This is a genomic window from Enterococcus sp. 3G6_DIV0642 (assembly GCF_002140635.1).
GTDB lineage: Bacteria > Bacillota > Bacilli > Lactobacillales > Enterococcaceae > Enterococcus_D > Enterococcus_D casseliflavus.
In genome coordinates, this window is the sequence record NZ_NGLH01000001.1 from 936,852 (window position 1) to 951,276 (window position 14,425).

The window sequence follows — 14,425 nt, forward strand, 5'->3', positions numbered from 1 at the left end:
TGAAACTCATTGATTGTCAAGCTAAAATTGAGGAAACAAGAATGAATCAGTGAATTGTAATCGATTTATTTTTAAACAAGATAATGAAAGGTGGAGACCAGTGAACACATTTATCGCAATCGATATCGGTGCATCAAGCGGTCGTCTGATGCTGAGCCGTTGGGAAAATGAGCAGATCACTTTAGAAGAGATCCATCGCTTTAAAAACGGCTTTCGTCCTCATGAAGGCTTTGACCGTTGGGCGATCGATTATTTGATCCAAGAGATTTTAGTAGGACTGCAAAAAGTGAAACAAGCAGGTATCAATGACTGCTTCGTCGGAATCGACACCTGGGCAGTGGATTACTGTTTGATCGATCAAACAGGCGAACGTTTAGGCGACCCAGTCGCTTATCGAGATAGTCGCACCAATGATGCGATCGCAACTTTTGGTCAGCGCTATTCTTTGCAAAAACTGTATGAGAAAACAGGCATTCAGCTGCAGCCCTTCAACACGATTTTTCAGTTAGCCACAGAAGAAGCGCAACTGCTGCAAAAAGCCGACAAGCTGCTGTTGATTCCAGACTACTTGGGCTACGTTTTTACTGGTAAGATGGTCACGGAAAAAACCAATGCTTCGACGATGCAGCTTCTAAATGCCAACACCCAAACATGGGATGCAGAATTGTTAGCTGAGATCGGTGTAACAGAAGGACTATTCCCACCATTGGTTGATGCAGGAACGGTTTTAGGCGCACTGCAAACACAGAAGTTTCCAGCCTATGATTTGCCACAAGCGACCTTTGTCACTGTCGCTAGTCATGATACGGCATCAGCGATCATCGGTACACCTGGAGAGGGGGCAGATTGGGGCTACATCAGCAGCGGGACTTGGTCATTGCTGGGGATCGAAACCAAAGTACCCAATGTTTCCCTTGCCGCCTTTGATGAAAATTATACGAACGAATGGGGTGCCCACAACACGATTCGCTTTTTAAAAAACATCATGGGCATGTGGCTGATACAAGAAGTGGCTCGGCAGCAAGACTATCAATATTCCTATGCAGAATTGGCGGAATTGGCGCAAGCAACGCCTGCTTTTCAACAGTTTGTCGATGTCAATGATCCTCGTTTTTTGAATCCAGAAAACATGATTACTGAACTGCAAGCGTATTGTCGAGAAACCCAGCAGAAAGTTCCAGAAACCGCAGGGGAACTGGCTCGCTGTGTGTATGATAACTTAGCGCTTTGCTATGCCAGTGAATTACAAAAGCTGGAACAGCTGACAGGTACGACGAGCAAGCTGCAAAAACTGCATATCGTGGGGGGCGGTTCCAACAATCGCTTTTTAAATCAACTGACGGCTGATGCTGCGCAGCTGACGATCGAAGCTGGCCCAAGTGAAGCAACGGCGATCGGTAATCTTTTAATGCAGATGATGAGTGCTGGCATCTTCACGTCGCTGGCTGAAGCACGCCGCGCGGTCAAACACTCATTTCCTTGCAGTGTTCATGAACCACAGCCTTTTGATCACAAGATTTTAAGCAACTATCAACGTTTTATAGAAGGAGTAGGAAAAAAATGACAACGATTCAACAGCGTTATGAAGAAGCTAAGACAGCATATGCCAAATTAGGTGTCGACACGGATGCGGTTTTGAAAAAATTAGCCGATGTGAAAATCTCGATGCATGTTTGGCAAGGGGACGATGTCCAAGGATTTTTGAGTGATGAAGCATTATCTGGTGGGATCTCTGTAACGGGGAATTATCCTGGTGCTGCCCATACCCCAGAGGAGTTGCGCCAAGATTTAGAAAAAGCCTACTCTTTGATTCCTGGAAAACACAAATTGAACCTTCACGCCATCTATTTAGACACCGAGGAAGCAGTGGATCTAAATGAATTGGAGCCGAAGCATTTTGAAAAATGGGTCGCTTGGGCGAAAGAACAAGGCTTAGGTTTAGACTTCAATCCAACCTTTTTCTCACATCCCATGTTCAAAGATGGCTTTACCCTTGCTTCACCAGATGAAGAAGTTCGTCAGTTCTGGATCGAACACGGCAAACGTTCTCGTCAAATCGCTGCTTATATGGGGAAAGAAACTGGGCAAGTCTGTGTCAATAATTTCTGGGTGCCAGATGGCTACAAAGACAACCCGATCGATCGTTTTACACCACGGGAACGCTTGATGACAGCATTAGATGAGATTTTTGCTGAAGAATTGCCAGCGGAATACACGGTAGATGCCGTGGAAAGCAAGTTGTTTGGTCTTGGTGCCGAAGCCTACACCGTCGGCTCTCATGAATTTTATATGGGCTATGGCTTGACGCGCGATAAATTGATTTGTTTGGATGCTGGACATTTCCATCCAACCGAAGTGATCTCCAATAAATTGTCTTCATTGGCACTATTTAGCAAAGGCATTTTGCTACATGTCAGCCGTCCTGTACGCTGGGATAGTGATCATGTCGTGATCATGGACGATGAATTGCAAGAGATTGGCCGCGAATTAGTTCGCAATGACTTATTGCCAAAAACCAACATTGGGTTAGATTTCTTTGATGCGACGATCAATCGGGTCGCTGCGTGGGTGATCGGGACGCGCAATACTCAAAAAGCGTTGCTAAAAGCGATGCTAGAACCGATCGAAGAACTAAAAGCAATCGAATTGTCAGGTGATTTCACCACTCGTTTAGCCATGACGGAAGAATTAAAAGACTATCCGTATGCAGATGTTTGGAATTACTTCTGTGAAAGCCAAGGGGTACCAGCAGGTCTGGATTGGCTATCAGAAGTGAAAGCCTATGAAGAAACCGTCTTAAAAGCCAGAAAGTAGGAGAACGATGAAAAAGATTGATATTTTACAAGCGAATTTTGTACAAGAAATGATGGAAACGACAGCAAATCTTTACCGTTTAGGGTGGGATGAGCGCAACGGCGGCAATATTTCTTACTTATTAACAGAAGAAGAGATCTTGCCTTTCATCGATCCGCAAAGCGTCTTGCGGGAAATCCCCATGATTTTTGATGCCACGGCACTGGCTGGCAAGTACTTTATCGTGACAGGTTCAGGAAAATACTTTAAAAATGTAGCGGCACATCCAGCGGAAAACCTTGGTGTGATCCGAGTCAAAGAAGATGGGCAAACATTGGAATTGCTTTGGGGCTTGGAAAATGGTACGGTGCCAACGAGTGAACTGCCAAGTCATTTCATGAGTCATATCGCTCGCTTGTCGGTCGATCCAGAAAACCGAATCATCATGCATAATCACGCATCGCATCTTTTAGCCATGAGTTTTACCCATGAGTTGGATGAACGCAGTTTCACGCGGACCTTGTGGCAAATGTGTACGGAGTGCTTGGTGGTCTTCCCAGAAGGTGTTTCCATCATTCCTTGGATGGTTCCAGGAACGAATGAAATCGGCGAAGCAACGGCTGCTAAAATGAAAGAGACCCGTTTGGTTCTTTGGCCGCAACATGGGATCTACGGTGCTGGCAAAGATATGGACGAAGTCTTTGGCTTGATTGAAACGGCAGAGAAAGCTGCGGAAGTGTACACCTATGTCAAAGCGCAAGGCCCAATTTTACAAACCATTACAGATGAAAATCTGAAAAAATTGGCTGACGCTTTCAAAGTCACTCCCCGAGCAGGCTATCTTGAGGTATAATCAATGGTAGAAGAATAGAAAAGGCTTTCAGTCTTTTCTATTTAAAATATATTGTGAATAAACAAACAAATGGAGGTAGGAAGAATGGCAAATAGAATGATTTTGAATGAAACATCGTATTTTGGAAAAGGAGCGATCGAGAACGTACCGACCGAATTCAAGGCACGAGGGTTTAAAAAAGCGGCAGTGATCACCGACAAAGATTTGGTGAAATTTGAAGTTGCGACCAAAGTGACGAAATTATTGGAAGAAGCAGGTGTCGATTATGCGTTATATGATGGGATCGTGCCGAACCCAACGATCCAAAATGTCAAAGACGGCTTAGCGTTTGTCAAAGAAGCCCAAGCCGATTGTATCATTGCGATTGGCGGTGGTTCACCGATCGATACGGCAAAAGCGATCGCGATCATTGCTACGAATCCTGAATTTTCCGATGTGATTAGTTTGGAAGGCGTGGCAGACACGAAACATCCATGCTTGCCGATTTTAGCGGTACCGACAACTTCTGGGACTGCAGCCGAAGTAACGATCAACTATGTGATTACAGATGAAGACAATCATCGGAAATTTGTTTGTGTAGATCCTCACGATATTCCTCTGGTAGCCTTTGTGGACAGCGATATGATGATGGGGATGCCTAAGAGCTTGGCAGCCGCAACGGGAATGGATGCCATGACCCACGCCATCGAAGGCTTCATTACCAAAGGCGCTTGGGAAATGACTGATATGCTACACATCAAAGCAATTGAGATCATCGGCCGCTCATTGCGAGATTCCGTGAATGGCGATCAAGCAGGACGAGAAGCGATGGCGTTAGGACAATACATTGCCGGTATGGGCTTTTCAAACGTCGGCTTGGGCTTAGTCCACGGCATGGCCCATCCATTATCCGCTTGGTACAACATTCCTCACGGAGTAGCGTGCGCGTCCTTGTTGCCAACCATCATGAAATACAACAAAGACTTTACGGGTGAAAAATACCGTGAGATCGCGATCGTTTTAGGCATTGAAGGGGCAGAAACGATGTCACTTGAAGACGTCCGCGATGCTGCTTGCCAAGCAATCGATCAGTTAAGCAAAGATGTGGGCATTCCAGCGACCATTTCTGAATTAGGCGTCAAAGAAGAAGATATCCCAGCCATCGCCAAAGATGCCTTGAACGATGTCTGCACACCAGGCAACCCGCGGGATACGACTTTAGAAGAGATTATTGAGCTTTATCGTTCGTTGATGTAAAAAGCTCAAATCATTCCTTTCAATGAGAGTGGATATTTCGCTTGCTGCACAAGCCGTTTAAACCTGGATTGTTTTTTAACGGGGGTTGAAGGGTTTCGATAAACGGCGTTTTCCTTCTCGTTTTATTGGAACTAGCAGCTTTTCTTTTCTTATTCCAACAGTTGAATAAGGAACATTGATGATAACACAGATTTTGTTACAGCCATTTTAAAAAATGGCTGTTTTTTTTGTCCTTAACGTTGTATTGTAATTCTTATTATCGATCGTCTTTGTCCCTTGAAGGGGACAAAGAATGATAGAACGCTTACATTTCCTGGTGCTATGATAAGTGTGTAGAAAGGAGAACGGTTACATGACTGTTATGGAACAACGAAAGAGAAAAATCATCCATATTCTTTCCAATACGAGAGAATTTGTCACAGCCGATGAACTATCCGCAGCGCTTCGACTTTCTACAAAGTCGATTTATCGCATCGTAAAAGCGATCAATGAGGATGCCACGATTGACTATGTGATTCTCTCAGAAAAAGGGAAAGGCTACCGCTTAAGTTTCCATCATCAAGAAAAGCCCCAGAGTCAGAAAGCAGAAATGCCGAATGCACTGACACCAGTGGAACGCCGTAACAAGGTGATGGAGGAGCTATTGCTTATTTCCCCCAAAAGAAAGAATATTTTTTCCCTGTATCAGCCTTTTTATGTGAGTGAAACGGTCATCAACAGTGATGAGAAATTAATTTCTGAAGCTTTGCAGCGTTTTGAGCTGACGGTTTCCCGCAAAAATAAAATGATCGGGGTGAACGGTGCAGAAAAAAATATCCGTCGTGCATTGCAGGAGTATATCCAGCAAACCCGCAATATCCGCTTGGATGATCTGCATGTGACGAATGAGGCGTTCAACCGTTATGATGCGGAGTTTGTTTTGCGACAGCTGAATTTGATTGAAAATCACCTAGGCTTAGTAATTCCTCACCCATACAACATCAATCTTTTTTCTCACCTGTATATCTTATTGCGGCGGTTTCGCAAAGTAGGGAATTCGTTTAACGAGGATATTTTAGATGAGAAAGAGAAACAGCAAATGCAAGAAAACCCAGAGTTAGCCACCATCGCCAAAGAGATCATTGGCAATAGCGAACAGTACTTGCATACGAAATTACCAGAAAACGAAAGCTATTATATGTATCAGTACCTCGTCTCCTCACGGATGCAAAAGGCCACGGATGAATTAGAGGATCTGTCAGAACAAGTAAAACTGATTTCCAATGCATTTATAGAAAAAATGAGCACTCAGCTGCAGCGCTCATTTGAAGACGAGGAGTTATTCGGTAAATTGGCTCGCCATATCAAACCAATGATCAATCGATTGCGACATGGGATCGAAGTCAAAAACAATCTTTTGGAGCAAATCAAATTAGAATACACAGATTTGTTTTTTGCTACCGAAGAGACTGCAAGAGAAATCTGTCAAGTGTACGATTTGCCAGCGCTCACAGAAGATGAAATCGGCTTTGTCACCCTTTACTTTGCTCAAGCGATCGAAGAACATCCTCAACAACTCAAGGTTATGATCGTCTGTACTACGGGAATCGGGACCTCCGAATTATTAAAAGTAAAAGTGCATAAGAAATTTCGTGAGTTGGCAATCACCGCTGTCCTACCTTCTCGTGATGTGGAAGCGGCTTTAAAGCAACACCCGGATACGGAGATGATCATCTCAACCGTTCAATTAACGATCGATAGTCCGACTCCGGTCGTGATCGTGAGCGCTATGCTGACGATGGAAGACCAAAAACGCCTTGAAGCGATGATTGGGAGGGTGAGAAATGACTAAATTCCCTTTGTCCCTTACGTTAGTTTCAATAGAAGCAGGAGAGACGAAAGTCGATGTTTTAAGGAAGATTGCAGCTGTTAGCCAAACAATCGGGCTGACGGAGAGCAAAACCCTGCTATTTGAAGCACTGCAAGCCCGAGAAGCGAGCGGCAATACGATGATTGCTGAAGATTTTGCGCTACCACACATTGAAAGTGCAGTGGTGAAAAAAAGCGGAATCGTTCTAGTCAGAGGTGAAAAAGTCCTTTGGCAGGGAACGCTGCAAGCAAAAACAATTTTTGCGATCCTGATGAAGACTGACGAAACAACCGCGGTGAAACAAGCAGTCATCCGCTTAATGAAATGTTTCGCCTATGAAGAAAATCTGCAATTCATTGCAGAAAAATCAAAAGAAGAAATCGAAGCCTTCCTTCTCAACCAACGCGGCTGATAGGAATGAATGATCAATTCAGTAAGGCAAGAGGTACTCAACTAGAGGAGGAAAACGAATGGATATTTCAACAGTAATTGATCCAAAAATAATCAAAACCAACATGGAGGCAGCTTCTAAAGAAGAAGCCCTGCAGCAATTGAGTCAGCTTTTATATACCAATGAGTACTTGACGGATCAGGCAGCATTTTTAAAAGATGTCTATGAGCGGGAAGCAGTTGGTCAAACAGGGATTGGTAATTACATTGCCATTCCTCATGGAAAAAGTGCTCATGTGAAGGAGATCGGCGTAGCAATCGGGGTTTTAAAAGAAGAGATCCCTTGGGAAACGTTGGATGGCAAGGGAGTGAAAGGAATTATCTTATTCGCCGTCGGTGATGACACGGAAGGGGCGCAAAAGCATTTGAAACTGCTCTCTTTGTTCGCTCGGAAATTAGGAAATGACGAGGTGACGGCTGCCTTGTTGAAAGCAAAAGAGCCGCAGCAAGTGATTGAAGCATTTCAAGGATAACAGAAAATTTAAGGAGGAATTAGTTATGAAAATCGTCGGAGTATGTGCATGTACAGTAGGGATCGCTCACACTTATATTGCTCAAGAAAAGTTAGAAAATGCGGCTAAAAAGGCAGGTTACGAGATCCATGTGGAAACACAAGGAACGATCGGTCGTGAAAATGAATTGTCACCTGAAGCGATTGCGGCTGCAGATGTCGTGATTTTAGCAGTTGACGTCAAAGTAGCAGGACGTGAACGATTTGAAGGGAAACGGATCATTCAAGTGCCGACCGAAGTTGCCATCAAGTCCCCAAGCAAATTGTTGGAAAAAGCCAAAGAGGTCGTCCAACAGCAGGCGGTCTAAGAAAACTGAAGGAGGAAGGAAACTATGGAAAAAATCAAAGCATTGAATTTAAAAGGACACTTGTTGACAGCCATCTCCTATTTGATTCCGATTGTCTGCGGTGCCGGATTCTTGATTGCTATTGGCATGGCTTTCGGCGGCACCAGCCAGGGACAACTAGTGCCAGGTGAATTTACGATTTGGGATGCTTTAGCTACGATGGGAGGCGCAGGACTCGGGTTGCTTCCAGTGGTCATTGCGACAGGAATTTCTTATGCGATTGCCGAAAAACCGGGGATCGCGCCAGGGTTTATTATTGGTTTGACAGCCAATGCCATTGGTGCAGGTTTTATTGGGGGAATTTTGGGCGGCTACTTAGCTGGATATCTAGTAATTGCTATTTTACGATTTATTAAAGTACCAAATTGGGCGAAAGGCTTGATGCCGACATTGATCATTCCCTTTTTGACCTCTTTGATCGGTGGTCTGATCATGGTCTATATTATCGGTACACCGATCACTGCCTTTACGAACTTACTGACGAACGCATTAAATAGCTTAGGCTCCTCTTCATTATTGGTTTTTGGTGCCGTCATCGGCTTGTTGAGCGGCGTTGATTATGGTGGACCAATCAATAAAACGGTCTTTGCTTTTGTTCTGACGATGCAAGCAGAAGGGATCAATGGACCGATCACTGCACTGCAATTAGTCAATACTGCAACACCGATCGGCTTTGGTTTCGCATTCTTTATTGCAAAACTGTTCGGCAAAAACATCTATACGCCTGTAGAAGTGGAAACGTTAAAATCTGCCGTACCAATGGGTGTGATCAATATCGTTGAAGGGGTGATCCCAATCGTTATGAACGATATCGTCCGAGGGCTGATCGCAACAGCTATTGGCGGCGCTGCTGGCGGGGCTGTTTCAATGGTCTTAGGGGCAGATGCAACTGTACCGTTTGGTGGTGTGCTGATGCTGCCGACCATGACTCGTCCGTGGGCTGGGGCAGTAGCTTTGCTGGTAAATATAGTAGTGACTGGGATCACCTTGGCTTTGATTAAGAAAAATGTCACTGAAGAACAAGTAGCCGCACAAGCAGAAGTGGAAGAAGAAGAAATCGATTTAGATGATATTCAAATTTTCTAAAAAAGCGATTCAATTGAAAGAAGAGTCGTTCCTCTCAGTACAAGACTGATTGAGGAGAAAGGATAAGTCTATGAACAAAGTTGAATTTTCACCGTCATTGATGACGATGGATCTAGATAAATTTAAAGAACAAATCACTTTTTTGAATGACCAAGTTGACTCCTATCATATTGATATTATGGATGGTCATTACGTACCCAATATTTCCCTATCCCCATGGTTTATTCAAGAGGTCCGCAAAATCAGTACTTTGCCTCTGTCCGCTCATTTGATGGTCACTGAACCTGCTTTTTGGGTGCAGCAGCTGATCGATATCAACTGTGAATGGATCTGTATGCACGCTGAGGTTTTGGATGGATTAGCATTTCGTCTGATCGATCAAATCCATGATGCTGGATTAAAAGCCGGGATCGTTTTAAATCCTGAAACGCCAGTATCGGTCATTTTGCCTTATATCGATCTTTTGGATAAAGTCACGATCATGACAGTTGATCCAGGGTTTGCTGGCCAACGCTTTATTGAAGGGGCGTTAGATAAAATTGTTGAACTACGGGAATTACGGGAAGAATACGACTATCACTATGTCATTGAAATGGACGGTTCCTCCAACCGGAAATCCTTCAAACGGATCGATGAAGCCAATCCAGACATCTATATTGTCGGACGCAGTGGATTGTTTGGTTTAGATGATGACATTGCCAAAGCATGGTCGATCATGGTCGCAGATTATCAAGAAATGACTGGAAAAGTTTTGAGCAGCTAAGCAAAGCCAAAAGCAAAAGAATCGGACGACCAAAGTTAGGACTGTTAAAAAGAGGAGCATTCGTTGCCTATTAGCCAGTAAACTTTGGACGTCCGGTTCTTTTCTATTATGAAAAGGCAGTGAATAGAAACATGCTGGCTGAAGAAAGTGAAGGAGGCAATTTAATTGAAAAAACTATTTGATAAAATCGATCAATTAGGAGTGAACACCCTTCGTACATTAAGTATCGAAGCCGTACAAAAAGCCAATTCAGGACATCCAGGATTACCGATGGGGGCAGCACCCATGGCCTATGCCTTGTGGACGAAACACTTGAAAGTCAATCCAACGACTTCTCGCAACTGGGTGGATCGTGACCGTTTTGTTTTGTCTGCTGGACACGGTTCGGCGTTATTGTACAGCTTGTTGCACGTGTCTGGTTACGATGTGACCATTGAGGATCTAAAAAACTTCCGTCAATGGGATAGCCGCACGCCAGGACATCCAGAAGTCGATCACACAGACGGCGTGGAAGCAACCACTGGACCTTTAGGACAAGGGATCGCCATGGCAGTCGGTATGGCAATGGCCGAAGCCCACTTGGCTGCAACCTACAATCGCGACAAGTTTCAAGTCATTGATCACTATACCTACGCTTTATGTGGCGATGGCGACTTGATGGAAGGTGTTTCGCAAGAAGCTGCATCCATGGCTGGTCACATGAAATTAGACAAACTGATCGTCTTGTACGATTCAAATGACATCTCCCTAGATGGCCCAACTTCAAAAGCCTTTACAGAAAATGTCGGTGCGCGTTTTGAAGCGTATGGCTGGCAACACATTCTCGTTGAAGACGGCAATGATTTAGAAGCGATCTCGAAAGCGATCGACGAAGCAAAAGCTGAAAGCGACAAACCAACCTTGATCGAAATCAAGACTGTGATCGGATACGGTGCGCCAAATCAAGGCACCTCTGCCGTTCATGGTGCGCCGATCGGTGTCGAAGGCATTTCTGCAGCTAAAGCGATTTATGGTTGGGAATACCCAGAATTTACCGTACCTGAAGAAGTTGCCGCGCGCTTCAAAGAAACCATGATCGATGAAGGGCAAAAAGCTGAAGCAACTTGGAACGAAACCTTCCGTGCCTATGAAGCAGCCTACCCAGAACTTGCTGCGCAATTCAAACAAGCCTTTGCGGGTGAATTGCCAGCAGATTGGGCTGCAGCATTACCAAGCTACGAAGTTGGCAGCTCACAAGCTAGTCGGGTATCTAGCAAAGAGATGATCCAAGCCTTATCCAAAGCCGTCCCTAGTCTCTGGGGTGGATCGGCTGACCTTTCTGGATCCAACAACACGATGGTGGCAGCAGAAAAAGACTTTGAACCTGGCCAATACGAAGGCCGCAACATTTGGTTTGGCGTCCGAGAATTTGCGATGGCGGCAGCGATGAACGGCATCCAATTGCATGGCGGTACGCGAATCTATGGCGGAACCTTCTTCGTCTTCGTTGATTACTTACGTCCAGCGGTGCGCTTGTCTGCGATCCAGCATGCACCTGTAATCTATGTCTTGACGCATGACTCCGTAGCGGTTGGAGAAGATGGACCGACGCATGAGCCAATCGAGCAATTAGCCAGCGTCCGTTGCATGCCAAATGTCCAAGTGATTCGTCCAGCAGACGGCAATGAAACCCGTGCTTCCTGGAAATTGGCTATGACAACAACGGATAAACCAACGGTCTTAGTCTTAAGCCGACAAAATCTACCAGTGATCGAAGGCACGCAAACCGGTGCGGATGAAAATGTCGCAAAAGGTGGTTACGTGATTTCAAAACAAGCTGGTGAAACACCAGCGGGGATTTTGATCGCCACAGGTTCTGAAGTGAATCTTGCGGTCCAAGCACAAGCTAAATTGGCAGAAGAAGGCATCGATGTATCGGTGGTCTCCTTACCAAGCTTTGATTTGTTTGAAGCACAAAGCTTAGAATACAAAGAAAGCGTCTTGCCAAAAGCAGTGAAGAAACGGGTAGCGATCGAAGCAGCTTCCCCATTTGGTTGGGAACGTTACACTGGTTGCCATGGGAAAGTGATCGCGATCGATCATTTCGGTGCATCGGCACCTGGTGACAAAGTCTTAACGGAATTCGGCTTCAGTGTTGAGAATGTCGTGAATACTTTCAACTCACTATAATCAAAAAACAGGCGATCTTTAGAGGGAACACTCCTTTGAAGATCGCCTGTTTTTGTTTACTAAAGAAGCATGGCTAAATCTGCGCTTAATTTTTCTCTATTGTTAAAAGGAGCCATGAAATCATCTCTCGATAGCACTCATCAGCGCTCGCATTTGGTGTCCGATCAAAGTCATGCTGATCTAAGTCGAGCCAAAGTGTTTTGGCATGGGGGACTTGTGCAGCGAAAGCTTCGGATGCGCTGAAGGGAACATCTGGATCTTTTTTGCAATGAACGACAAAGCAAGGAGGAAAGTCTTGGTAAGCGGCAGCAGGAATCGCCAAGGCTGCTAGCTGTTCCCGATTCCCTAAATAACGCTGCCAGTTGCCATATTGACGGGCGGAAAGGTACAAAGGGAATCGTTTTTCTAACGTGCCGTGGGTGATGGGTTGGCTTTCGATCATGGCTTCAGCGGCGAGTGGTGGGACTTTCGGAAATTGTGTGTAAAAGCGTGCCGGCTGCAAAAATTCTTTACAAAACAACTCTTGGTAACCGTAAAATCGGATCAAACCCTTTTGCTCCGAGTGCTTTGTGCGTGCGGTCAGTAAGGTCGCTAAAAAACCGCCGGCGGAGCGACCGAACAAAACGTACTCATTTGTACCAACGCCGCTGAACTGCCAGCCTTCGGCCAAAAACCACTCCAATGCCTTTTTTGCATGAAGGTAGATATCGTGTAGCGCTACTTCGGGAGCCAGTGGATAATCGAACAGGTAAAGGCTAACATCGGCAGCCAGCAATTGGTGGACATAATCCTGCGGAAGGTCTTCTCGCTGACCATAGAGGAAGCCACCACCATGAAAATACAAAAGGCTGATCCGAGGCTGCGCTGCTTTTAGGATCGTCACTTCTAACGGCAAAGTGCCGTAGGTGTCAAATTGGATTTTTTCTGTTTGCGCAAAGGCATTTTTAGGATAAACCATTGTTTTCTTCCTTTCTCTTCTTCGATAGTATAAGGAAGAGTATAGGAGAAGGAAGCGGTTAAAAAAAACAGCGTTATGACTAAAAATAGAAACGGTTTTGTCGAAAGTGAACAATGATGTCCTTCAGTAACACGCTTACAATAACCGTATAAATCAAAGGAGGCAGAACAATGGAGTTGAAAAAAGAAGTAGCGGCAATGATCGATGCACTATCTCAGATTGGGAGTGATCCAACTGGAGGAATGACTAGACTGCTTTATACCGATTCATGGAAAGAAGCGCAATCATTTGTAGAAAAACAATTAAAAGAAACTGGCTTAACGACGTCCTATGATGCAGTCGGCAATCTCTTCGGCAGAATGGAAGGCAGCCAGTATCCAGAAGAAACGATTCTTTCAGGGTCACATATCGATACCGTCGTTAACGGTGGCACATTAGACGGTCAATACGGGGTCGTTGCTGCTGCTTTAGCAATCAAGTATTTAAAAGAGACCTATGGGCAACCTTTACGCTCCTTGGAAGTCATCTCAATGGCAGAAGAAGAAGGCAGTCGCTTTCCAACCGTTTTTTGGGGAAGCAAAAACTTTGTCGGAGAAGCCAAAAAAGCCGACGTTGAAGCGATCGCAGATTTTGAAGGCAATCGCTTCGTAGCAGAGATGCAACGCCAAGGCTTTGATTTTCGCGACCCACAAGAACCGGTTCGATCAGACATCAAAGCCTTCGTGGAAATCCATATCGAACAAGGCAGTGTTTTAGAAAAAGAAAATTTGCAGATCGGTGTCGTCAATAGTATCGCTGGTCAAAAGCGTTACACCTTTGTTTTAAAAGGACAAGCCAATCATGCAGGAACCACACCGATGGGCTATCGCCAAGATGCTGTGTATGGTTTTGCCAAAATGTGTGCCGCAGTGATCGACCGTGGCTTAGAGCTTGGGGATCCATTAGTAGTGACATTCGGTAAAGTTGAGCCAAAACCGAATACGGTCAACGTGGTTCCTGGTGAAGTGTTGTTTACGATGGATTGTCGCCATACCGATGGGCAGCTATTGGATGCCTTTACTGCTGAAGCAGAACAGATCATTCAAGCGATCGCCAAAGAGCACGACCTGACAGTGGAGATGGATCTATGGATGGATGAACGCCCTGTGCCGATGGACGAGACGATCGTTGCCACGGTGGAACAAGCGGTGAAGCAAACTGGCAAACGCTACAAAGTCATGCATAGTGGGGCGGGGCATGATTCCCAAATCATTGCACCACATTTTCCAACTGCGATGCTGTTTGTACCAAGTATTGATGGGATTAGCCACAACCCAGCCGAAGCAACGACTATCGAAGATTTAGTAGCTGGGGTTGAAGTTTTAGCAGCTTCCCTTTATGAGCTAGCATACAAAGAATAGAAAGCAGGGA

General features: G+C 45.1%; 13 protein-coding genes. 12 read left to right on the forward strand and 1 reads right to left on the reverse strand.

The features are described from left to right. Positions 1–148: 148 nt before the first annotated feature. From rhaB to tkt, 11 genes are all read left to right on the forward strand, one after another. Positions 149–1,564, forward strand: coding sequence for a rhamnulokinase (gene rhaB, locus A5878_RS04595; protein WP_205905110.1), 1,416 nt, complete (start codon positions 149–151; stop codon positions 1,562–1,564). Beyond that, positions 1,561–2,814 (forward strand): L-rhamnose isomerase, encoded by a 1,254-nt coding sequence (gene rhaA, locus A5878_RS04600; RefSeq protein WP_016612607.1) that lies wholly within the window; start codon positions 1,561–1,563, stop codon positions 2,812–2,814. The genes rhaB and rhaA overlap by 4 nt, the downstream gene beginning before the upstream one ends. Positions 2,815–2,821: 7 nt before the next feature. Further along, positions 2,822–3,646: a rhamnulose-1-phosphate aldolase gene (gene rhaD, locus A5878_RS04605; RefSeq protein ID WP_086294764.1), complete on the forward strand. Its 825-nt coding sequence runs from the start codon at positions 2,822–2,824 to the stop codon at positions 3,644–3,646. An 84-nt stretch (positions 3,647–3,730) separates the two neighbouring features. After that, a complete protein-coding gene (fucO, locus tag A5878_RS04610) occupies positions 3,731–4,882 on the forward strand; it encodes a lactaldehyde reductase (protein WP_086294765.1) in 1,152 nt (383 codons plus the stop codon). A gap of 352 nt (positions 4,883–5,234) precedes the next feature. Beyond that, positions 5,235–6,713 (forward strand): PRD domain-containing protein, encoded by a 1,479-nt coding sequence (locus tag A5878_RS04620; protein ID WP_086294766.1) that lies wholly within the window; start codon positions 5,235–5,237, stop codon positions 6,711–6,713. After that, positions 6,706–7,143 carry a PTS sugar transporter subunit IIA gene (locus tag A5878_RS04625; RefSeq protein ID WP_086294767.1) on the forward strand — a complete coding sequence of 146 codons (438 nt, stop codon included), beginning with the start codon at positions 6,706–6,708 and terminating at the stop codon, positions 7,141–7,143. Before A5878_RS04620 ends, A5878_RS04625 begins: the two co-directional genes overlap by 8 nt. 58 nt (positions 7,144–7,201) lie before the next feature. After that, entirely contained in the window at positions 7,202–7,654 is a 453-nt protein-coding gene (locus A5878_RS04630) for a PTS sugar transporter subunit IIA (protein WP_074536500.1), read from the forward strand. A gap of 25 nt (positions 7,655–7,679) precedes the next feature. Beyond that, positions 7,680–8,000 (forward strand): PTS fructose transporter subunit IIB, encoded by a 321-nt coding sequence (locus tag A5878_RS04635; RefSeq protein WP_008380953.1) that lies wholly within the window; start codon positions 7,680–7,682, stop codon positions 7,998–8,000. Between the two features lie 24 nt (positions 8,001–8,024). Continuing rightward, positions 8,025–9,125, forward strand: a complete 1,101-nt coding sequence (locus A5878_RS04640) for a PTS fructose transporter subunit IIC (RefSeq protein ID WP_086294768.1) — start codon at positions 8,025–8,027, stop codon at positions 9,123–9,125. A gap of 70 nt (positions 9,126–9,195) precedes the next feature. Beyond that, positions 9,196–9,888, forward strand: a complete 693-nt coding sequence (gene alsE / locus A5878_RS04645) for a D-allulose 6-phosphate 3-epimerase (RefSeq protein ID WP_086294769.1) — start codon at positions 9,196–9,198, stop codon at positions 9,886–9,888. 165 nt (positions 9,889–10,053) lie between these two features. Further along, positions 10,054–12,057, forward strand: a complete 2,004-nt coding sequence (gene tkt, locus A5878_RS04650; protein ID WP_086294770.1) for a transketolase — start codon at positions 10,054–10,056, stop codon at positions 12,055–12,057. Positions 12,058–12,142: 85 nt separating this feature from the next. Here tkt and A5878_RS04655 read toward each other — a convergent pair whose 3' ends face one another. Continuing rightward, positions 12,143–13,015: an alpha/beta hydrolase gene (locus tag A5878_RS04655; RefSeq protein ID WP_086294771.1), complete on the reverse strand. Its 873-nt coding sequence runs from the start codon at positions 13,013–13,015 to the stop codon at positions 12,143–12,145. Positions 13,016–13,185: 170 nt separating this feature from the next. Between A5878_RS04655 and allC the strand changes: the two genes are divergently transcribed. Then, the gene (allC, locus tag A5878_RS04660; RefSeq protein ID WP_005225359.1) at positions 13,186–14,415 is read left to right on the forward strand and encodes an allantoate deiminase; all 1,230 of its coding nucleotides are present in this window, start codon (positions 13,186–13,188) and stop codon (positions 14,413–14,415) included. Positions 14,416–14,425: the final 10 nt, after the last annotated feature.